Annotated in this window: 19 protein-coding genes and 1 other RNA gene; 14 read left to right on the forward strand and 6 right to left on the reverse strand. The window is 57.9% G+C overall.

Annotation, left to right across the window (positions count from 1 at the left end; all coding sequences use genetic code 11):
- Window positions 1-439 precede the first annotated feature (439 nt).
- Entirely contained in the window at window positions 440-1771 is a 1332-nt protein-coding gene (locus ABSG47_RS01925; protein WP_424165660.1) for a TIGR03435 family protein, read from the reverse strand.
- Entirely contained in the window at window positions 1771-2118 is a 348-nt protein-coding gene (locus ABSG47_RS01930; protein ID WP_424165662.1) for a PadR family transcriptional regulator, read from the reverse strand. Before ABSG47_RS01930 ends, ABSG47_RS01925 begins: the two co-directional genes overlap by 1 nt.
- A 283-nt stretch (window positions 2119-2401) precedes the next feature.
- On the opposite strand from ABSG47_RS01930, the gene ABSG47_RS01935 reads away from it, so the two are divergent.
- On the forward strand, window positions 2402-3268 hold the full coding sequence (locus tag ABSG47_RS01935; protein ID WP_424165664.1) for a menaquinone biosynthetic enzyme MqnA/MqnD family protein: 867 nt from the start codon (window positions 2402-2404) through the stop codon (window positions 3266-3268).
- A gap of 76 nt (window positions 3269-3344) precedes the next feature.
- Here the strand turns inward: ABSG47_RS01935 and ABSG47_RS01940 are convergent, their stop codons facing one another.
- Together ABSG47_RS01940 and ffs are read right to left on the reverse strand one after the other, a co-directional pair.
- On the reverse strand, window positions 3345-4361 hold the full coding sequence (locus ABSG47_RS01940) for a beta-ketoacyl-ACP synthase III (protein ID WP_424165666.1): 1017 nt from the start codon (window positions 4359-4361) through the stop codon (window positions 3345-3347).
- A 73-nt stretch (window positions 4362-4434) separates the two neighbouring features.
- Window positions 4435-4532: signal recognition particle sRNA small type (ffs, locus tag ABSG47_RS01945), an RNA gene on the reverse strand.
- A gap of 128 nt (window positions 4533-4660) precedes the next feature.
- Here ffs and rimO point away from each other — a divergent pair.
- Window positions 4661-6241 carry a 30S ribosomal protein S12 methylthiotransferase RimO gene (gene rimO / locus ABSG47_RS01950; protein ID WP_424165669.1) on the forward strand — a complete coding sequence of 527 codons (1581 nt, stop codon included), beginning with the start codon at window positions 4661-4663 and terminating at the stop codon, window positions 6239-6241.
- Window positions 6242-6509: 268 nt separating this feature from the next.
- A complete protein-coding gene (locus ABSG47_RS01955) occupies window positions 6510-7490 on the forward strand; it encodes a DUF535 family protein (protein WP_424165672.1) in 981 nt (326 codons plus the stop codon).
- Between the two features lie 29 nt (window positions 7491-7519).
- On the opposite strand, the gene ABSG47_RS01960 is transcribed toward ABSG47_RS01955, so the two are convergent.
- Window positions 7520-8929, reverse strand: a complete 1410-nt coding sequence (locus tag ABSG47_RS01960) for a PA14 domain-containing protein (RefSeq protein WP_424165674.1) — start codon at window positions 8927-8929, stop codon at window positions 7520-7522.
- A gap of 3 nt (window positions 8930-8932) precedes the next feature.
- Here ABSG47_RS01960 and ABSG47_RS01965 point away from each other — a divergent pair, with 3 nt between their 5' ends.
- The 7 genes from ABSG47_RS01965 (at window position 8933) to ABSG47_RS01995 (ending at window position 14194) form a co-directional block, all read left to right on the forward strand.
- Window positions 8933-9478: a type II toxin-antitoxin system Phd/YefM family antitoxin gene (locus ABSG47_RS01965; RefSeq protein ID WP_424165677.1), complete on the forward strand. Its 546-nt coding sequence runs from the start codon at window positions 8933-8935 to the stop codon at window positions 9476-9478.
- A complete protein-coding gene (locus ABSG47_RS01970; RefSeq protein WP_424165680.1) occupies window positions 9469-9882 on the forward strand; it encodes a PIN domain-containing protein in 414 nt (137 codons plus the stop codon). The genes ABSG47_RS01965 and ABSG47_RS01970 overlap by 10 nt, the downstream gene beginning before the upstream one ends.
- A gap of 35 nt (window positions 9883-9917) precedes the next feature.
- On the forward strand, window positions 9918-10148 hold the full coding sequence (locus ABSG47_RS01975; RefSeq protein WP_424165683.1) for a DNA gyrase inhibitor YacG: 231 nt from the start codon (window positions 9918-9920) through the stop codon (window positions 10146-10148).
- Window positions 10138-10632 (forward strand): phosphatidylglycerophosphatase A family protein, encoded by a 495-nt coding sequence (locus ABSG47_RS01980; protein ID WP_424165686.1) that lies wholly within the window; start codon window positions 10138-10140, stop codon window positions 10630-10632. Before ABSG47_RS01975 ends, ABSG47_RS01980 begins: the two co-directional genes overlap by 11 nt.
- A gap of 16 nt (window positions 10633-10648) precedes the next feature.
- A complete protein-coding gene (locus ABSG47_RS01985) occupies window positions 10649-11707 on the forward strand; it encodes a gluconolaconase (protein WP_424165689.1) in 1059 nt (352 codons plus the stop codon).
- Window positions 11708-11835: 128 nt separating this feature from the next.
- Window positions 11836-13104 (forward strand): competence/damage-inducible protein A, encoded by a 1269-nt coding sequence (locus tag ABSG47_RS01990; protein ID WP_424165692.1) that lies wholly within the window; start codon window positions 11836-11838, stop codon window positions 13102-13104.
- Between the two features lie 322 nt (window positions 13105-13426).
- On the forward strand, window positions 13427-14194 hold the full coding sequence (locus ABSG47_RS01995; protein WP_424165694.1) for a hypothetical protein: 768 nt from the start codon (window positions 13427-13429) through the stop codon (window positions 14192-14194).
- An 84-nt stretch (window positions 14195-14278) separates the two neighbouring features.
- On the opposite strand, the gene ABSG47_RS02000 is transcribed toward ABSG47_RS01995, so the two are convergent.
- Window positions 14279-15178: a polysaccharide deacetylase family protein gene (locus tag ABSG47_RS02000; protein WP_424165697.1), complete on the reverse strand. Its 900-nt coding sequence runs from the start codon at window positions 15176-15178 to the stop codon at window positions 14279-14281.
- An 86-nt stretch (window positions 15179-15264) separates the two neighbouring features.
- On the opposite strand from ABSG47_RS02000, the gene ABSG47_RS02005 reads away from it, so the two are divergent.
- The 4 genes from ABSG47_RS02005 (at window position 15265) to ABSG47_RS02020 (ending at window position 20288) form a co-directional block, all read left to right on the forward strand.
- Complete coding sequence (locus ABSG47_RS02005; RefSeq protein ID WP_424165699.1) at window positions 15265-15987, forward strand: hypothetical protein; 723 nt, start codon at window positions 15265-15267, stop codon at window positions 15985-15987.
- Window positions 15988-16787: 800 nt separating this feature from the next.
- Entirely contained in the window at window positions 16788-17420 is a 633-nt protein-coding gene (gene plsY / locus ABSG47_RS02010) for a glycerol-3-phosphate 1-O-acyltransferase PlsY (RefSeq protein ID WP_424165702.1), read from the forward strand.
- A 9-nt stretch (window positions 17421-17429) separates the two neighbouring features.
- Complete coding sequence (locus ABSG47_RS02015) at window positions 17430-18464, forward strand: NAD(P)H-dependent glycerol-3-phosphate dehydrogenase (protein ID WP_424165705.1); 1035 nt, start codon at window positions 17430-17432, stop codon at window positions 18462-18464.
- 225 nt (window positions 18465-18689) lie between these two features.
- Complete coding sequence (locus ABSG47_RS02020) at window positions 18690-20288, forward strand: hypothetical protein (protein ID WP_424165707.1); 1599 nt, start codon at window positions 18690-18692, stop codon at window positions 20286-20288.
- Window positions 20289-20297: the final 9 nt, after the last annotated feature.

The following is a 20297-nucleotide window of genomic DNA, read 5'->3' on the forward strand; positions in this document are numbered from 1 at the left end:
CAATGTCATGCGGAAGATGCCGCTGGCCGCATCCAGCTCGCGCATGCCTTCGAGAATGCGGCGTGGACCAAGGCCGGGCGTAAGCGTGAGCGCAAGCCACGCAAGGCGGTCATCGTCTGGAGGGACGCACGGAGCGTCGGAGAAATTCTGCGAGAGTGTCGCCATGAAGAGAGCCTCTGGCAACGCAGTGAGAAGCGAGGAAAGAAGTGCAGCAGCGAATACTTGGAAATTTCTAAGGGATTTGTGGTGAAGGTACGTTGTTGTGATGGGGAAAGTCAAGCGCAGGCGACAAACGGGCGTGTCTCAGTTTGAATTCACAGAGAACTGCTTCTTTGGCTTGGTAGGTGCGCCTCGGCGATTTTGCGCCAACTGAAGACCGTACCGCTGCAAGCCCTGGGCAAGTTACTCAAACCTCATTCTGCTGCAAACTCCAAGCCTGCTAATTTGGCGTAGGCCGCTCGATGCTATCGATGACGAGGACCTCGATCGGATCTTTAGCGGGGACGATCTTGATGCCGAGCTTCTCTTTGAGCGCGCCGGGGAGCGAGAGCGCATCGGGCTCGCTGGTGTCGCCGGCCTCGGCGAGCGGCGCCCAGGTGAGATCGGTAACATCGAAGTAGCCAGTGAAGCCCGTGTGGTCGACGATGGGACGACCCCCGATATCACTGCCGATCACGCGGGCCAGCAACTGCATTTTGATGGCGCGTCCGTTAAGGACGCGGAGGCCGTTGTTGTTAACTGTGGTCATCAACGTGCCGGGAGGCAGCGGGTCGCCGGGGTGCAGGCCCATCGGCGGGCCGCCAGGTTTGCTCTCCAGCGGCGCGGGGACCTCAGTGATTTTGAGGCCGGCCTTGTCTGACACTAGCTCATAGACCGGCAGGACACGGGTTTCAAAGTGCGCTTTGAGGTGAAAGCGGTCTGCGAGGAGGGACTGCTCCATCATGCGGGTCTGGTCGTTGTGCTCCTCGCGGGTCATCTTCTGGAATGCGGACTCGATATCGTCGGGAACCTTGCTGTTGATGCGGTATGCATCTTTGTTGAGCCAATCCGGACCGCCGACAATCTGCGGAGCGTAAATGGCGCCGTATGCGTTCATGATGTAGCGGCGAATGCTCAGCGGGCTGAGAGACCCGCTTGGCGGGAGCTTGACTATAGTGCTCGCAGTTTCTGGGTCAATCGGCTTGACGGTGGCGACCTCATAGGAGGGCAACGGACCCGGGGGATGGAAGAGGAGCAGCTCAGGCTTTGACTGGACGGTTTGCGCAGAGCCGGGGCGAGTGAAGCCCAGGCTTGCTGCAATTTGCGAAGGCATGAACCCGGAACTGGAGCTTCCACTGGCCGGCAAGGGCGTTTCCGGATTTGTGTTACCGTGCGCAGCCTGGGTGCTGGATGACGCATAGACGACATAAAAACCAGGCATATGTCCGGAACCGGCACTGAGCGCAAACAGGCATAGCGCAAGCTGGGTCACGGAGGCAATCAGGCCAAGTCCGAGTCCCAACGCAGTGAACGGCCTGTCGCCGACCACGACATAGTTGCCGCCAAGCAGCGACGACCGGGGCGCGGAGACTTGATTAGAAGCGACGGAGGGAATTCCTGTCGACCACTGACGGGCGAGCGATCCAGCTGCATCGAGGAAGAGACGGGCGAAACCATAGGTATGCAGAGCCTCCTCGAAGTCGAGCGCCATTTCGCGAGCAAATTCATTGCGGAACGCAACAGGATGCAGGCGCAACAGCAGGCGGTAGATGCGGCGATGGAGGGTGTGCATCACGACCTTCTTTCGGCGAGCCGGATGGAACGTCGCGCGTGGCGGAGCACGCCGCTGAGCCGCTCAACCTCCGCGGCCAGTACGCTATGGCCCAATGTGGCGATTCGAAACGTGCGCCGAGCGCCGGTCTCAGGGTTCTCAGGCTGTGACTCTTCGACCAGGCCCGCGGCAAGCAGCTTCTTCAGGTTGTCATAGAGGGTGCCGGGACCGATCTTGTACTGGCCGCCGGACTGCCGCGCAGCCTCCAGCATGATGCCGTAGCCGTGCAGTTCGCCGCCGGAGAGCGCCAGCAGGACGTGCAGCGTGGCAGGGGAAAGAGGCAGGTATTTCTGGACGTCAACTTTCATACTCGGAACACAATATATCGGATTCCGAATAAATGTCAACATGAAATCGCGGCCTCAGTTCTTCAACGTCATCTATCGCAACTCCTATTTTCATTTGCCGCTAACAGCGTAAAGCGCTCATTGAGCCGTGAAATAGATAGTCGTCCAGAGTTCCGGTCGATTTGTTGCGTAGTCGAAAATTGCACGTTATGTCAACGCTGGTTCGATCTATGGATTCAAGATCTATGGATTCAAACCGCCCCCTACCGAAAGATTCCGCGCGGCTGCAATTTAGACTAGAAGTGTGGCTCCATCTGCTGATTCTCGCCTCCGTATCGCCGCTATCCGTTTTCTGAATCCCGCACCGCTGATGTGGGATTTGGAACATCCTCCATTCCATGAAGAACTGTCGCAACGCTATCGCATCGACATGATGCTGCCCTCAGAGTGTGCCGACAGGCTGGAGAGCGGCGCGGCTGACATCGGGCTGGTGCCCATTGCGGCGCTGGCGCGTAATCCCAATCTGCGGGTGCTGCCCGGATGCACAATTGCGTCAAAGGGTCGCGTGCGTTCGCTGCTGCTGGTGCGGCGGGCGGGCCAGAAGCTGAGCGAGATTCGCACGGTAGCCGCAGACAGGGCCAGCCGGACGACTCTGGCCTACACAAAGATTCTGTTCAAAAAGTGGACGAACGGAGTTCCTGAGTTCGTGCAGATGACCGCGGACCTGGATGCAATGCTGGAGCGAACCGACGCGGCTGTGATGATTGGCGACCCCGCACTGATGGCTCTGGAAGAGCAGGCCAACCGCTTCGAGCGCACCGGCGAAGAGCTCATCTATCACGATCTGGCTTTGGAGTGGAAGACGATGACCGGCCTGCCCTACATCTCCGCAATCTGGGCCGCCCACACCGGTGTCGACAACAGTGTCGCCGAGGACTTCATCCGCTCCCGCGATCATGGCCTCGCGAATATCGACGCGCTTGTGACAGAGTGGACCCGCAAGATACCGCTCCCCGCCGAAACAATCCGCACCTACCTCACAGAGAACATCCATTACGTTCTCGACGAAGAATGCATCGAAGGGATGCGCGGATTCTTCCGCGAAGCAGCCGCAGCGGGTGTGCTGCCAAAATATGAGTTGAACCTGACAGCCCAACAGATGAGCCTATAGCTCATCATGGCAGATCAAAATACAAGAGCCCTGCATATGCAGGGCTCTTAACTGATCTCTGTCCCCTGATCCCTGTCTAAATCTCCCAACGCAGCAACGCCGCGCCAACCGTAAATCCCGCACCTGCGGCGGCAAGCAGAACCAGGTCGCCCTTCTTGAGCTTGCCTTCCTGCACAGCAGTTTCCATCGCCAGCGGAATCGTCCCGGCAGAAGTATTGCCGTAGCGGTCGATATTCACGATCACGCGATCAGATTCAATGCCAAGCCGCTCCGCCGTGGCATTGATGATGCGCAGATTCGCCTGGTGTGAAATAAAGACGCCCAACTCAGGCCCGGTCACACCATTGCGCTCAAGAACCTTCAATGTAGCCTCAGCCATCTTGCGCACCGCAAACTTGTACACCGTCGGCCCATCCTGGTGGATGAAGTGCATCTTCTTATCAATCGTCTCGTGGCTCGAAGGATTCAGGCTTCCGCCCGCAGGCATATTCAGCGCCGGACCGCCGGAACCATCAATCTCGTGCACAAAATCAATCATGCCAATCTCGCCCTCTTCACAAGGCTCAATCAGCACCGCTCCCGCGCCGTCGCCAAACAGAATGCAGGTGGTGCGGTCGGTATAGTCCACCATGCGTGTGTTGGCGTCCGCGCCGCACACCAGCACCTTGGAGTGCGCACCGCTCTCCACCAGCTTTACGCCAGCCTGCAGCGCATAAATAAAGCCCGAGCAGCCCGCCGAAACATCAAAGCCCCATGCGCCCGCCGCGCCAATCTTGGTCTGCACCAGGCACGCCGTCGAAGGAAACATCATGTCCGGAGTCACAGTGCCCACGATGATCGCTTCCACATCCGTGGGTTCAATGCCGCGTGCAGCAAGGCACTTCTTCGCCGCTTCCACGCACATATCGCTGGTGCCAAGCCCCTTGGCCAGAACGTGCCGCTCGCGAATGCCGGTGCGGGTAAAAATCCACTCGTCGCTGGTCTCGACAATCTTTTCGAGGTCTTGATTGGTCAGCACTTGCGGGGGGACATAGGTTCCGAGCGCCGTAATCTTGGCGCGCCGGCCCACCACGGGACGCACGGCGAGGGTCAAAGCTTTTCTCCTGACTTCTCAATCATCATGACGACAAGAATAAAGGCGCTTGCGCGCCTGCGTACAAACCAAAAAGTACCGGGTGACCTACTGCGCCCGTACTAGCCCGTTACCGTTGCTTCCTTCCGGACCTGGCGGGTTTGGCGGGATTACGTCGCGTAGGACCCGGCACTGATTGATTTTAACACCTCCGGTGCAGGTGACTGCGCTTCGCGCCATTCGTGCAGAGATAAGCATTTGCACTTGCGCGCGGCATCACAATAGCAGCGCGGAATCTCACTTCCCGGTACAATAAGAAGGTGAGCATTGTTACAGAAATAGAAGAAAAAATCAGCGCGAAAACCGCGCCCATCGTAGGTTTTGTCTCGCTCGGCTGCCCCAAGAATCTCGTCGACTCTGAAGTCATGATGGGCCTGCTCGATTACGCGGGCGCGCGCCTCACGGCGAATCCCGAAGAGGCAGAAATTCTCGTCGTTAACACCTGCAGCTTCATTGACACTGCCAAGCAGGAATCCGTCGACACGATCCTGGAAATGGCGCGCCACAAAACCGAAGGCCGCGCAAAGAAGCTCATCGTCGCCGGCTGCCTCGTCGAACGCTACCGCGATGAGATCCGCAAAAGCATTCCGGAAGTAGACGCCGTGGTCGGCACCGGCGAGCTCGAAGCCATCCTCGAAGCCGCTGGACTGAAGCGCACGCCAGTCGCAGCTTCGCCTTTCACCATTCTCACGGGCAGTGCCACAGTTCATGCAGGCAAAGAAGCTCTCGCAGGGACACATCACGCCGGCCACGAACACAAACACGAGAACAGCCCGATGGGCTTCCGCGCCGAAGGCGATCACCGCGAAACGCAAGGCCGCTTCGATCGCGAAGAGTGGCAGGGCGCATCGCATCTGCTGCCCACATATCTTTACGACGAATCAACGCCTCGACTGCTTTCGACCGGCAAGACCTCGGCCTACATCAAGATCGCCGAAGGCTGCGACCATCCCTGCACCTTCTGCGTGATCCCCAACCTTCGCGGCAAATTCCGCTCGCGCCGCTTCGAGTCCGTAGTCGCGGAAGCCCGCCAGCTCGTCTCACGCGGCGTGCAGGAGATTACGCTCATCGGCCAGGACACCACCTGTTACGGCGAAGACTTCGGCCTCAAAGACGGCCTCTCCACGCTGCTCGATGAACTGGCCCAAATCCCAGGCCTGCGCTGGCTGCGCTTCCTCTACGCCTATCCCAATCGCATTACCGGCAAGCTGCTCGAGACCATCGCGAAGCATGACAATATCTGCAAGTATCTCGACGTGCCGTTACAGCATGCCTCGCCGTCCGTACTCAAGATCATGAAGCGCGGAGCGGGCGCCGAGATTTTCCTCAAGACAATTGAGAAGGTGCGCAAAGCCGTCCCCGGCATCGTTCTCCGCACCTCTTTCATCGTCGGCTTTCCCGGCGAATCGCTCCGCGACTTTGAGCTTCTGGAGGAGTTCATCACAGAAGCGAAATTCGACTGGCTCGGCGTCTTCAATTACTCCGATGAAGAAGGCTCAAAGGCCCACGCCCTCGACGCGAAAGTCCCCAAACGCACCATAGAGGCCCGCAAACGCCGTCTGATGAAGCTGCAGCAAGGCATCAGCAAACGTGCCAGGCAGGAATGGGTAGGCCGCGAAGCCGTAGTGCTCGTCGAAGGCGAAAGCGAAGAGACTCCCCTGCTGTGGGAAGGGCGCACGCAGTTCCACGCGCCCGAGATCGATGGCAAGGTATACATCAACGATTTCGGCGATCTCGAAGCCCTTGAGGCAGGCCGGTTTTACCGGGCCAAGATTACAGAAGCCCATGAATACGATGTAGTGGCGCGAATTATCTCAGGACCACTCCCAGCAAACTCTTAAGCCAAAAGAAGCATCGGAAACAATAAGGCCGAATTGGATTTCCAAAATCGGCCGCGGGAACGCGCAAAAGTAACTAAATTTTGATTACTGCTTTATATATTCCTTATAACTTTTTTGGTATGGCGCTGAGCTTTCAGCAGGGTAAGAATCACTAAGTATTTAACTCCTGCGTGAGGGTCAAGTGCTCATCGCACCGCTTCAAACAAATCAAAGCCAACGATTTTGACCCGAGGGCTGGCAATTCTGTTGTGAGGGTCAAGGATCACTCATGTCTTGGAATTACGCCTTACCGATTGAACCGGGTGACAGTACCGGGGGAAGCATCGCAAAGAGCTTCGGTGTTCTCTGGAAATCGCTGAAGACCCTGAGCAATCCGCCGATGCTCCGATCCACGCGCATGATGGCGGGGCTCTTGTCGCGTATGGCGATCAGCATTCCTACGCAACGAAAAATTGCAGGCCTGTTTACAGACCCAGTGCTCAACGAGACAGCTCAGGTCTACCCGAGGCTTCCCTACAAGCACCTCACCTGCCGGTATCTCTTGCGCGATTTACCCATCTCAGCTTGCGCTGAGTGCTTCTTCCATCACTACGATCGACTCCGCACGGTGCTCCCTATCTGGCTCCTGCGCTGGACATTGATGGACAAGATCGCTCTCTTCGAGCTGGAAGAAAATGGCATTCGCCTGGCCATTACCATGTGCCTCTCGATGCCCTTCGATACGGAAGGCGAACTGTCCTTGAATCTGGAGATGGGAGACAAAATTATCTACGTCATGGGGTTTTCCATCGTCCCCGGCCGGATCGTGCAATCCACGGCAAAGGACGTCTTCCTGATCACACGCCTTCAGGGCGTTAAAGGCTTCCATCAGGAGCTGTCGCACGCCACCAAAAGCTTTGGGGATGTCGGTCCTATAGCGCTACTGTTTGCTACGCTGCAGGGCATCGGAAACATATTCGAAATCGATACGGCGGCCTGCATCAGCGGCATCCAGCAGATTTCCTACGATGCAACATACGCCACATCTTTCCAGCACTCCTACGATGATTTCTTCCTCCAGCGCGGAATTCAGCCCAACGAAGGCGGCTTTTTCATCACGCCGCTACCGCTTGAGGAAAAGTCCATGGATGAGATCAAGAAGGGCCACAAAATCCGGACGCGGGAAAAGCGCGCGCTGCGGCGAGAGATACAGCAGGCCTGCGTGGATTTCTTTGTGAGAAACGGCCTCCCCTACCGCGACGCCGCGTAGTCTTCAGCGCTGGCTGGCTTCGCCACTGATCATTGAGCAGCGCCTGGTGATTTTGCAGTTTCCCCCGGCGCAGCAAATTCCCGCAGATCGAAGATGCGGAAATTTTTCTCGCCAGGCGGCCTGACGGCGAGCACAAGCCCAACCGAGTAAGGCTCTCCCTGAAAGTACGGAACGTGGATCGTGTGCAGGCCCGCGCTTAAAGTGACCCGCCCGCCTCGATCAGCGCCGGAGTGCAGACCATCGAGGTCAATGACCTTCTGGTCGTCAATATAAAGCCGCACTCCGTCGTCCACTACCGCATGGAACTCATACTCTCCCGCGTTCTTCACCCAGAAAACCGCGTGGTAATCAATGCCGAACCATTCCGCATGGCTCGTAACTCCCGCAACGCCTCCGGTATTTGAAAAAATCTGCTCCGGCACATCGAGCGATGAAGTGTAGAGACTTCCCACAGAGCTGAGATTCCAGAAATTAGGCAGCTGACCAGTACCCTTGGGCAGCTCATAAACATCCCCGCAGAACGAATTCTGCTTGGGAAGAATAGAACCGAACGAACCAATTGGCCCAGATAAGGGAGCGAGATAGGAGGCGACGCTATTGGCTCGCATACGGGCATAATCGAGCTGCCCCATCGCTATTTTTTCCACGGTGTGTTCATCATGCGTACGGTCAACCTCAGCCTCTCGCAGCGGGGCTGCCTGTGTAAGCGGTATCGTAGTAGTTCCGATATTGCCCGTCGTACGGTCCCGCACCGCAATGCGCATCAACACAACGTCTTTCATCCGCGGAAACTCCAGCAGGTTCGGAAAGCCATGCACAGTCGCTCGCGCAAACTCCGATGAAGTCAGCATCCGATCTGCTGCCGAGCTGAAGTAGCGAGTCGGTCGTCCCTGCGCGTTAAAGGCGCAGGCCCCATAATCCAACTGCACTCGCTGATTGCCGAAAGAGACGGAGATGAACTTCAGTGAATCCGCATCCACCGTCACGAAGTAGCGCAATGTGTCCTTGATTCCAGTGGCCACAGGCTGCACGGAAAGCCCAATGGACGCCGGAACATCAGGATGGTAGCAAGCCGCATTCTGCAATGCCGCATCGAGGTCCTTGCGCGAAGGCAAGCCAGGCAGCGCTTCTTTCGCGCCCACATAGTAGCGATTGTGATACGAAAGCTTCACTGCCTTACGAGTCGTCCGCACCTCGATATTGTGATAGCCGCTCTGCCATCCATCCTCGTCAGGATGAAAAGAAATCTCGTAGTGAAACGTGGCTCGCGCTGCACAGTCTCCGCCTAAGGAAACACGAAAACCTCCAGACTGCGGCGCCGGCTGAGCGTCCTCAAGCGCGGCATCCGCAGGGTGAAATGACGCCATCGCAACTGAATCCTTGCGGCCGCCATCCTTTACTTCCACAATCTCAATCTCGCTTGCGGAAAGATCGCGCACGGGATGGTTACGATCATCCGTGGCCACAACATCGACGAGCACTTCGCGCGTCGTGATCCGCAGAACGGCAGGCGCGGCATCGCCTTGCGGATTTTGGACAGCAGCGCCGGATGGCGGCTGCGCCTGCGCGGCGGCATGAGCCGCCAAGAAGAGCAGAACAACCATCACTGCACAGAACAGGCGCGCCGTAAGCACGATTCTCATTCGCCCTGCACCATAAAATCCGGGCACTGCTTTAAGCAACTTCAGATTGGGATTATTATCATACGTATGGCGACGTTTCACATCTCGGAGGCCGAAGCGGTGCGCGATTTCGCGGCCGTGATGGCTCGCGTACGAACTGGCACTGAGGTGGTGATTGAGGATGACAACCGCACTATAGCTGTCATCCATCCGCCCGCTGAAAGCCCCGGTATTTTGCTTTCTGAGGCTATTGCAAGAGCTGAAGCGCGCGGATCGACCGCAACCATTGACGAAGATTTCGCGCGCGATATTGAAGCTGCAATCATGGCTCATCGTGAGCCGCTCAACCCGCCGGCATGGGACTGACTCTCGATTCGAGCATTGTGATTGCAGCGGAGCGCCGGCAGGAAACTCCCGCTGGGCCGCTACGAGCAATCTCGTCAGTAGCCGGCGATCAACATGTGGCAATCTCATCGATTGCCCTCACAGAGCTTGTTCACGCAATCTACCGGGCAAAATCTTCTGAAATGCGTTCGATGCGGGAAAACTTCATTCGGGATCTTCTAGTGGATGTGGAAGTTCTTGCCTACACAAAATCCACCGCAACGCTCGCAGGAAAAATCGATGGTATGCAAGCTGCCAGCGGAATTACCATTCCATCGATGGATCTGCTGATCGGCGCAGCCGCTCTGGAATTCGGTTACGCGATTGTCACAAGCAATATACGCCACTTCCGTCTCATCCAAGGCCTGCAGGTCATTGCGATGTAGCTGCCCGGTAAAATAGAAGCGATCCCCTATACCGTATGACTCAAACAAAAAAAACCGCCAAAATCCTACGCTGCCCCTCATGTGGAATGCTGGTCCAGCCCAAAGACGAGGACTTCCCTTTCTGCAGCGACCGCTGCCGCAAGATCGACCTGGGCAAGTGGGCCATGGGCGTTTATAAGATCAGTTCGCCGGTGCTGGACCCCGATGTGCTCGAAGACCTGGATGGGCTGCGCGACGGACAAAGCCGAGACTCCGATGAGCAGTAGCGCCGCGGCAACAAAAAAGACATTCTGGGCCTGGACCATAGCTACTTTCTTCGGCGCAGGCCTCGGCAAGCCGGGACCGGGCACCTGGGGCTCAGTAGCAGCACTCTTGCTGTGGGCGCTCGCGGCATGGGCGCTCCATCCAGCTCCAACTGCAATGATCTGGATGCTTTGCGCCGGAATTGTGCTGTCAATTGCGGCGGGTGTGCCGGCTGCAACCATCGCCGCACGGGAGAGCGGACGCAAAGATCCCGGCTTCGTCGTCATTGATGAAGTGGCCGGACAGTGGGTCGCCTTGCTGGGAGCGCCGCTGGACTGGAAGCATGGGCTGATTGCACTGGTTCTCTTCCGGATCTTCGACATTCTCAAGCCCTTTCCGGCACGCCAGTTGGAAAGCCTGCCGGAGGGATGGGGAATCGTCTTCGACGACGTGGCCGCAGGGTTGTATGCTTGGGGTATCGGCGCGCTCATTCGCATCTGGATCTGAGCCGCCGGAGGCAATCATGCCACGCGCACGCACCCAATCCGTACCCCAGACTCCTGACGCACAGACTCCCCGCATCGACGATATCCTGCCCGCAGCCGCACTGCCGGGCGGCGATGTGGAGCTGACCGGCGCGAATCTGGGTCCTAGTGGCTTTCTGCCGCCTGAAGTGCTCATCGGTGGTGAAGCGGTGCATGTGCTGCTGAGCCGCCCGGCGCGGCTGATCTTCCGTGTGCCCGATCCCGCCGCAACGGGGCTGGTGGAAGTTCGCACTCAAACTGGCGCGACGCATTCGGCTCCGCTGCGCGTGGCCCGCGAGCTGATCTCTGGCCTGCATCCGGTAACAAGCCCGGCGGTAAGCCGCTCGGGAATGATCTACGCCACCATCTCCGGCCAGCGTGGCAAGTCAACTCCGGTCTCCGTCGTGCGTATCAGTCCGGCGGATGGTCGCGGAACGCCCTTTGTTAAAGATATCCTGAACGCCACCGGCCTGACCTTTAATCCTGAAGGCGATCTCTTTGTCACCTCGCGCGCCGAGGGAATCGTCTATCGTGTCGATGCAGCGGGCGAGTTCACGGTTTACGCCGAAGGGATGGGCATCGCAACAGGCGCCGCCTTTGACGCAGAGGGCAACCTCTACGTCGGCGACCGCAGCGGCACCATCTTCAAGATCAATCCACAGCAGCAGATCTTCGTTCACGCCACGCTGGAGCCAAGCGCCGCGGCCTATCATCTCGCCGTCAATGCGGCGGGCACACTCTACGTAACCGGCCCCACGCTGGGATCGAACGATGCAATCTACGAGATTGACCCGCATGGCGACTCCCGCGAGTGGTATCGCGGACTGGGCCGTCCGCAGGGGCTCGCCGTAGCGCAAGACGGCAGCATCTACGTTGCCGCATGCCTTCGCGGACACCGCGGCATCGTGCGCGTGACAGCCAAAGGCGAAGCACAGCTCGCGCTCTCCGGAGCGAACCTTGTAGGTCTTGCCTTTTCCCCGCTAGGCACAGCCGTGCTGGCCACGCAGCAGGCCGTTTATGATGTAGACCTGGGTGTTGAAGGGCAAAATCTTTTTTAGCTTTAGCAATTAGCTGCTGGCTCTGTATCTGGTTCAGCACATCGCCAGAGAAGCCGCGAACGGAAGAGGTATTGTGCTCTCCCGCGACAAAGCTAAAAGCTGATAGCCAGGAGCTAATAGCTGCTTTTATGAGATCGGAAATTATCGCAGTTGGCTCTGAGATGCTCACGCCGCACCGGCAAGACACCAACTCCCTCTTTCTCACAGAAAAACTGAATGAGCTTGGCGTAACCGTCGCATTCAAAACCATCGTCGGCGACCGCCGCAAGGACCTGGTTAACGCCTTCCGCACCGCGCTCGGCCGCGTGGATATCGTCGTACTCATGGGCGGCCTCGGCCCCACGGAAGACGATCTCACCCGCGAAGCCGTAGCTGAAACCCTAAGCCTCAAGCTGCGCCGCGACGGCACACAGGTAGCTGCACTCGCCGCGCGCGCCGCCACCTGGCGCATGCCCATGCCGGACAACAACCTCAAGCAGGCCGACGTGATCGAAGGCGCAACGGTCATCCCAAACGTCAACGGCAGCGCACCCGGCCAATGGCTCGACATCACCCATGATGGCTTCCGCAAGCTCATCATGCTCGTGCCCGGCCCACCCAGCGAATGCAAGCCGCTCTTTGAATCCGAAGTCATGCCGCGCCTGCGCGAAGTGGTGCCGGTCCGCTATCTCGCCAAGCGCACGCTCAAGGCGGCCATGATCCCCGAGTCGCAGGCCGACAAGCTTCTTGCGCCAACGTACACCACATACACTGACGTCGAAACCACCATCCTCGCCCACAACGGCGACATCCAGCTAGAGCTTCACTGCGTCAAAAAAGATCAGGAGCAAGCCCAGCAGCGCGTTGACGAGCTGGCCAGCAAGCTGGAAGAACTCCTCGAAGACTGGCTCTACTCATCTGACGGCGAAACCCTGGAGCAGATCGTCCTTTACTACCTTGGCCTGCGCCAGGCCACGCTGGCCGTAGCAGAAAGCTGTACCGGCGGCCTCGTCGCCGAACGCATCACTGGAGTTCCCGGCAGTTCGCGATCATTCCTCGGCGGCGCAGTCGTCTATTCGAACGCCCTCAAGACGCACTTCGCCGATGTTCCCGCGGAACTCATTGAGCAGCACGGCGCAGTCAGCGAGCAAGTCGCGCGCGCACTCGCTGAAGGCATCCGCAAGCGCACCGGCGCAACCATCGGTCTCTCCGTCACAGGCATCGCAGGCCCCACCGGCGCAACAGAAACCAAGCCCGTCGGCCTCGTCTACATCGCCGTCAGTGACGCGCAAAAGACGGAAGTCTTAGAACGCACCTTCCGCGGCCCCCGTACCCGCGTCCGCGAGTGGACCGCCCAACAGGCACTCGACTTAGTCCGCCGCCGCCTCATGCAACTAGAGACCGTCCACATCTCCTAAACCATCCCTGGGTGGAGCGACGTGCTTTTTGCGGCCGGAGTGATGAGGAGCGTTACGAAGGGCGCTGGACTTTGGTAATGGGCTAGGGGCAGATATCAGCAAAGCCTAGGCATGCCCACTCGAAAGAAAAGGAACAACATTTTGATTCGCTACAGCCACCCGCCCATAAGTGTCGGTACGCCTGCGAAATTCCCCCTGACATCCAAATGGCATTGCGCGATCTTTATTACGCAATTCGGATTAGTCTCGCTTAGGGCAATAAAACAAAACCAGACGGACAATTACTGAGATCCCACTCTAATTCATGCCTTGGAGGTTGACGGTGAAGTCTATATGGTTCAGTATGGCGTTGTTACCCTTTGTCGCCATTAACGTGCCGATTCAGACATCCATGCCGGTGCCGAACGGAGATACTATGCGTTCTCCTCATTATATGTTGGAGTCGAGTTCGCGTTTGGCAGATAAATCAAACCCCGCGACCATCGACTCGCTTACTCATGTTGTGCTCAGCTTTCCTCACACCTATAAGCTACCCGAGCCTCTGGAACAAGTCATCGAGAGTCGGCTTGCAAGATCTGAGACTGCCTATCGGAACGGGGCAGGCCCGGGAGTAACAGAATCGCAAATGGTAGATCTGATGAACTCGCTGGCGGAAACCCTGAGATTGCCCGATTACGCGAAGACAACGCCGCTGCAGATTCGGGTTCTCAGAATGGCGTTACTTACTCAGTCGCCGCATTTTATGGGAAGCGGCATGGTTCGAGAAGGTATGCGGACGGGCGAGTCGATTAATCAGGAAATGTCCCCACTTCAGGCGATGCATCTTTTCTCCTTCATGGTCGATCAGAAAATTCTCAACCCGGAGTACCAAGATCCGGACAGCGACCCCGCCGTTCTCCATCGGGAGAGGATGAAGGAGTCTGAACGAATCCGCCAAGAAACCACTCCAACCGCGAAACACATCCTTTTGCGGAGTTCTAACCCCAAAGGCGCAGAAATGCGGGAAGCCATTTCATCGGGCTTCGAATCGATGAGCATGAATGATGCACTTAACCTACTCAGCGAAACCCTAAGCAAACTCGATCTTTAGGTAAGGGGACAAACGATGCGCCGGGTGCCCCAGGTCCCGCTTTGGGACCTGGGATAGCTACACGCCCCGATCTACAAAGCCTACCTACTTACAAACCCCATTCACATCAAAATCCTCACGCGGATAAGGAGGCAACGGCCCGCTCGGCTTACGCACCGGCTCCGGCAATGACAAATCAAGATCCGCCGCATACGCAGGGTCTTTCTCGGCCTCCTGCAGCGTCACAAAAGTAAACCCGTGCTTCTTGTAGAGATCAATCAACCGCGGCAGCATCTCCGCATCCATCGCGCCCACATGCATCAGCAGCACATAGGGAATCTCGCGCCCCCACGTGGCCTTCGCCGCCGCGCGGCTGTAATCGATCTGCGCATCCGCCATCTTCAAATAGCTCTCTTCCAGCTTCGCAATCGATGCCGCATCGTTCTTCGCCACGCACCGCGCATACGGCTCGTTGTACATGTAGTCGCCAAAGCTCATCGTCACGTCGGCAACCTTGTACCCATGCGCCAGCAGAAACTTCCTCGCACCCGCACTCTTCTCCGCTGTATTGCCTTCGGCCAGATACGGATACCGCATCCAGTGCCAGTCAGAACCAGCGGCATACTTCTCCAACACCGGCTCATTCTTCAGCACATCAGCCTCCCAATCCTCCAGAGACCGCTGATTCAAATTCATGTGCGTATAAGCATGGTTGCCCAGCGGAAACCCCGCCGCACGCCACTCCCGAAGCATCGGCTCAGAGAGCGGCTCATGCTCCAGCTGCACCCCATTCACAAAGCCATACGCAGGCGGCAGACCACCAGCCTTCATCGCGGCAACAATCTTGCGTCCAATCTCCACCCGCGTCGTATTCGCAGCTAGCGCAGAGTGCGCCGGAAGATCATCCCACGTAAACGCCAGCTGCGGTTCCTGCGCCAAAGCTGTCCCTGCCCATCCGACCAAAATCCCCGCAAAAATAGCTCCCCGCAATACAATCCCACGCATCTCGAATTCCTCTCCGCAAGCAAGAATACAGCCTCGCATCGCAGATCGGCTTTCATCCCCGCGCCTCACTTCGATAGAATTTCCCCATGCGTTATACAGGCCGTGTGGAGTATGCAGATGAACGCAAGATTCGTCCGCGCAACAAGCGTTATTACCGGGTCCTTCATTGGCCTCTCTGGATCTGGGTCTTCTTTCTCGCGCCCGGCCCGCTGACATTCAGCCTCTTCGCGCACGGCTTTGACCGCGCCAACTCCATCTGGCTCGCCATCGTTCTTATCGGCACCGGCACGGCACTCATCTTCGGCCAGGCCCCCGGCTGCGAACCCAAACCGTACATCCTGCGCTTCGACGAAGACCGCCCCAACCCGCTCTACCGGCGCGTCTGCTACACCTTCGCGTGGAACGCCGTGCTGAACTTCGCCCTGCTCAACCTCGCCGGCCTCATCTATGCCACCATCACCGGCACATGGATCATGAAGCAGCTTTACCAATACGCCTACCTGCCGCTCTGCATCCTCATCCTGCTCCTCGGCGCACTCGGTCTGCTTCCGCGCGTAGGCCGCTCCACAAAAGGCGAAGGCACAGAACGCCGCTATTTTTACGGATCAGTCTGGGCCGCCGTCATCGCACAAACAGTGCTGCTCATCCTCTGGAAGGCAATGCCCGCATCTCTCGCCAGCACACAAACGGGCTCCGCCATCAAGCTGGCAATCTACGCAGCCACACTCGCTGCCGTAGGCTACGCAGCCTGGAGCGGCAAACTGCCGCGCACCCGCCCCATCATGCCCGGCGAACTCATGGTGGATTAATTAATTCAAGTAGACCGTCGCGATTGCCTTTGTCTTTATCGTTCCTTCTGTCCCTTTGTCCGGTAATAATTGCGTTGACTAACCAAAATCTCCAACCGATGGACATCCGAATCTTAGAGAAGGATCGTTATTGGTCATTGGAGATCCCTACGTCTGACCAAGTGGAACAAGATGACTGACTCAGACTGTCCCAATCCAATCTGAACTTCATGGATGAGCAATACGATACATCGGCTCCGTGAGATTTCCGTTCACACTGGAGTGGGAGAGATTTATGACCCACATTGAGACAGATCGAGAAATCCGAAACCAGGCAATCACGCTTCTTGTCATCGAGCGCGATCAGAATGTCGAGCGGCTTACCCAGCGCCATTCTATGGAGGTCAAGGGACCCTTACGTAAAGAGATACCTGAGGCCCAAGTCCTGACAAAGTCACGAGCTCAGGTGCTTTAGATTTCGCCTTATACGCTTTGCGTCTGCCGATATTTGCTGGGAATAATCTGCACAGGATCGCAGACGTGAGCGATCTCTGAGGGTACAAGATCGGCGATGCTCCATCCTGTCGCAATGATTTTCTGACACATAATACAAACTGAGTCCACGGTGCCGTTCCGATTTTCCCGTCCGGTAAACTCAATGAAATTCATCATTTCTGTCACCCATGGAAGTTTCAAATTAAGCGGGATGGCGCCTGAAAGTGTGATCAATTATGACCGTCAACGGTTCGCACGGTTTGGGGTAGTCAGCGTAATTAGCGCCCTTTGTCCCGTGCCCCTCAGTGCCTGTTAAACTCAATTCGATGTCCGCTGCAAGCCTGCTCATCATTGCCTTCTCCTACCTGCTCGGATCCATTCCAGTGGGCTATCTGCTGGTCCGCGTCTTCAAAAAACAAGACATCCGCACCTTCGGCAGTGGCAACATCGGCGCCACCAATGTCCTGCGCTCCGGCGGCAAAGGCCTCGGAGCCGCCACTTTCATGCTGGACGTAGCCAAGGGCGCGCTTGCCGCGGCACTCGGCGCATGGCTCGCAGCGTGGCTCCTGCCGGACTGGCCCGCGCGCAATGTCGCAGCGCTCGCAGCACTATGCGCCGTCATCGGCCACATGTTTCCCGTATGGCTGGGCTTCAAAGGCGGCAAAGGCGTGGCCACAGGCTTCGGCGTCTTTCTGGTCATCGCGCCCTGGGCAGCGCTCTCGGCCATCGGAGTCTTCGCAGTCATCGTCGCCATCACCCGCTATGTTTCGCTCGCATCCATTCTCGGCGCAGCAAGCTTTCCCATCTTCGCATGGTTCTTCGTGCATGGCGATAAACCAGCCTTCTTTGTCGCCGTCCAAATCATTGTGTCGGGACTGATCATTGTGAAGCACCACGCCAACATTGGCCGGCTGCTCAGCGGCACAGAAAATCGCTTCGGCACGCCCAAAACCGCATAACATTTCTCCATGACAATTCTCCCCATAGCCCCGCGCATCGCAGTTCTCGGTTCCGGCTCCTGGGGCACGGCTATCGCATCGTCGCTAGCCCGCAACGGACGCCCCATCACACTCTGGTCGCACTCGCATGAGGCCGCCCGCACCATCGCCAACGCGCGTGAGAATCGTAAATACCTCCCCGGCATCCGTCTGCCAGACTCAATCGCCGTCACCGGCGACGACGCCGCCATCGCATACGCCGACATTCTCGTCTCCGTCATCCCCAGCGAATTCCTTCGCCCCGTCATAGGCCGCCTCCGCAGCCACATGCACGCCCGCCACATTCTTCTCAGCGCCACCAAAGGCCTCGCAGCCAGCACGGACAACGCCTCATTCCTGCGCATATCGCAAGTCATCACCGCCTCACTCGCTGAAGTGGAGCTAACACTTCCCGTCGGCTCACTCAGCGGCCCCAGCTTCGCGCAGGAAGTCGCAGCAGGCCAGCCCACAGCCATCACCGTAGCCTTTGAAGACCACGCCATCGCATCCCTCGTGCAGCGCGAATTCGCCTCGGAATCGCTCCGCCTCTACACCTCCGCGGATCTGATCGGCGTAGAGCTCGGCGGCGCGCTCAAAAACGTCATCGCCATCGCCGCCGGCATCACCGCGGGCATGGGCCTCGGCTCAAACTCCACGGCCGGGCTCATCACCCGCGGCATTGCAGAGATGACGCGCCTCGCCGTCTCCTGCGGCGGCCGTCGCGAAACCCTCGCTGGCCTGGCCGGCCTCGGCGACCTGGTCCTCACCTGCACCGGAACCCTCAGCCGCAACCGCACCGTAGGCGTGGAACTCGGCAAAGGCCGCAAGCTCCCGGAAATCCTCGCCTCACTCGGCGGCAAAGTAGCGGAAGGCGTCCACACCACCCGCGCAGCCTTGGGCCTGGCCCGCCAGCAGCGCATAGAAATGCCCATTACCGAGCAGATGGAACTCATCCTCGACCACGGCAAAAATCCCCGCGAAGCCATCAAGGACCTGATGCTCCGCCCCGGCAAGCACGAGCATTGATTGACTGTGAAATGCGGCTTTCGATAAGCGAGTCGGCGATGACAAAGACTTTTCCAATCCTTGCCTCAGCGATCAATCTGCTTTTGAGATCCAAATCCTTATAAAAAACTTATAAATAAGCGCATATAGTTTTTGCGGCTAAGTTCCTCATCTCCAGCACTGCCTCAAGTCTCCCCCGCTTCGAATCTCAAATCAAAAATCGATACCACACCATAGGAGGTTGAAATGGGAGTTCTGCTAGGGTTAACGGCCAGCGGCTCGCACCTCTACGCCGCTTGGAAGGGCGAACCGGATGACGATCGTATTTTCTATTCCGCCTGGAGCGGCAGTGGCAGTTGGAGTGCCCAGGCGTTAATCCCCGGCAATACCAGCGCCGGTCCCGCCTTAGGCGAGTACAATGGATCGCTGTATGCCGCCTGGAAGGGAGAATGGAGCGACCCCAGAGTCTTTTATTCAAAGCTCAGCGGCTCCAGTTGGGATGCCCAGAAACAAATCCCCGGCGCTTACAGCGATACCGGCCCATCCCTCTGTCCAATGGGTTCAAAGCTGGTTGCCGCGTGGAAGAGCGTATTCGATCAGAGCGTGTACTACGCCACCTTCGACGGCACAAACTGGACTGCCCCCGCGCAAATCCCGGGCGTAGGCAGCAGCATAGGACCGACCTTGGCGCTTTACGCCAGCAAGCTGTATGCCGTCTGGAAGGGCGAAGGTACCGACCAGCGTCTCTGGTATGCCACCTATGACGGAACCAGTTGGTCGGCCCAGAACACCATCCCCGGCGTCGGAACAAGTGTGGGAGCCTCCATAGCTGGCGTCAGCGGCAAGCTCTATGCAGTCTGGAAAGGCGAAGGCACCGACCAAAGCATCTGGTACGCCACCTTCGACGGAACCAGTTGGTCCGCACAAACGCAGATTACCGGCGACACGAGTCAAGGCGTTGCAATCGCCGAATTCAATGGAAATCTATATGCCATGTGCAAAGGCCAGAATTCGGACGTCAGTCTCTACAATTCCGAATTCACCGTCAGCAGCGGCAAATGGTCTTCGTGGTCTAAAGATATCCCCGGAAATACCGGTCCCGATACCTACACGACTCTCCTGCCCACACCCACTTCAGGCAATCAAAATTATGTGCTGAAGAACCCAAGCGGCGGCTCTGTAACCGGCGCCACGGTCGTCATTACCATCGTGGAGGACATCATCCCCGACAGCACCGGGAACTATTCATTCCAGGTCAACTGCTTCGGCCCTCCGCAGGCGTCCGGGGCAGCGCCCTTCGTCTGGCAGCAATACGGCTATCGCATCGCCGCCAACGAACTGTTTTTCTGGGTCAACGATTTCCGCCAGCAGGATCTCCCGGCCAGCCCCTACATCAACTGGGATTCCCGCTCGATGCCCAACAACTCGGGCGTCGTCGCCGTATCGAACAATGTCCTGCCCGCCGGCTGGCAGCTCACCACCAGAATCACGACCGATTCCGCCGGTACTGTCACCGGCTTCTCCTTCAGCGTCGCCCAGCCCAACGGCACTGTTCTCAACTCGCCGGCAATGACGCTGCAGGGCATCCGATCCTTTGTAGTGCCCGGCAACCTCGCGCCCATCAATAATTACCAGGTCATCATGGTCGGCGAGAACGGCGGTCGCACCACCGATTTCTCCTCCGGCCAGGGCATCTTCCAATGCTTCGCCGGCGAAAGTATCACAGCTACATCCTTCGCCGACGAGTCGGGCGAAGGGAGCAACGTCCTTTACTCGCCGCTGCCCGCCTCATACCCAAACGGCGAGTTCTACCAACAGTTCGGCATCGGGCTCGCGCCCGCGTAATCCATCCCG

It is taken from the genome of Occallatibacter sp. (assembly GCF_049510455.1).
Taxonomy (GTDB): Bacteria; Acidobacteriota; Terriglobia; order Terriglobales; family Acidobacteriaceae; genus Telmatobacter.

Excerpts from the sequence above, each read along its gene's own strand:
- ABSG47_RS01925 (WP_424165660.1), bottom strand. The coding sequence starts at position 1,771 with ATGCACACCCTCCATCGCCGCATCTACCGCCTGCTGTTGCGCCTGCAT.
- ABSG47_RS01930 (WP_424165662.1), bottom strand. The coding sequence starts at position 2,118 with ATGAAAGTTGACGTCCAGAAATACCTGCCTCTTTCCCCTGCCACGCTG.
- ABSG47_RS01955 (WP_424165672.1), top strand. The coding sequence starts at position 6,510 with ATGTCTTGGAATTACGCCTTACCGATTGAACCGGGTGACAGTACCGGG.
- ABSG47_RS01965 (WP_424165677.1), top strand. The coding sequence starts at position 8,933 with ATGGTTACGATCATCCGTGGCCACAACATCGACGAGCACTTCGCGCGT.
- ABSG47_RS01970 (WP_424165680.1), top strand. The coding sequence starts at position 9,469 with ATGGGACTGACTCTCGATTCGAGCATTGTGATTGCAGCGGAGCGCCGG.
- ABSG47_RS01975 (WP_424165683.1), top strand. The coding sequence starts at position 9,918 with ATGACTCAAACAAAAAAAACCGCCAAAATCCTACGCTGCCCCTCATGT.
- ABSG47_RS01980 (WP_424165686.1), top strand. The coding sequence starts at position 10,138 with ATGAGCAGTAGCGCCGCGGCAACAAAAAAGACATTCTGGGCCTGGACC.
- ABSG47_RS01985 (WP_424165689.1), top strand. The coding sequence starts at position 10,649 with ATGCCACGCGCACGCACCCAATCCGTACCCCAGACTCCTGACGCACAG.
- ABSG47_RS01990 (WP_424165692.1), top strand. The coding sequence starts at position 11,836 with ATGAGATCGGAAATTATCGCAGTTGGCTCTGAGATGCTCACGCCGCAC.
- ABSG47_RS02000 (WP_424165697.1), bottom strand. The coding sequence starts at position 15,178 with ATGCGTGGGATTGTATTGCGGGGAGCTATTTTTGCGGGGATTTTGGTC.
- ABSG47_RS02005 (WP_424165699.1), top strand. The coding sequence starts at position 15,265 with ATGCGTTATACAGGCCGTGTGGAGTATGCAGATGAACGCAAGATTCGT.
- plsY (WP_424165702.1), top strand. The coding sequence starts at position 16,788 with ATGTCCGCTGCAAGCCTGCTCATCATTGCCTTCTCCTACCTGCTCGGA.
- ABSG47_RS02015 (WP_424165705.1), top strand. The coding sequence starts at position 17,430 with ATGACAATTCTCCCCATAGCCCCGCGCATCGCAGTTCTCGGTTCCGGC.
- ABSG47_RS02020 (WP_424165707.1), top strand. The coding sequence starts at position 18,690 with ATGGGAGTTCTGCTAGGGTTAACGGCCAGCGGCTCGCACCTCTACGCC.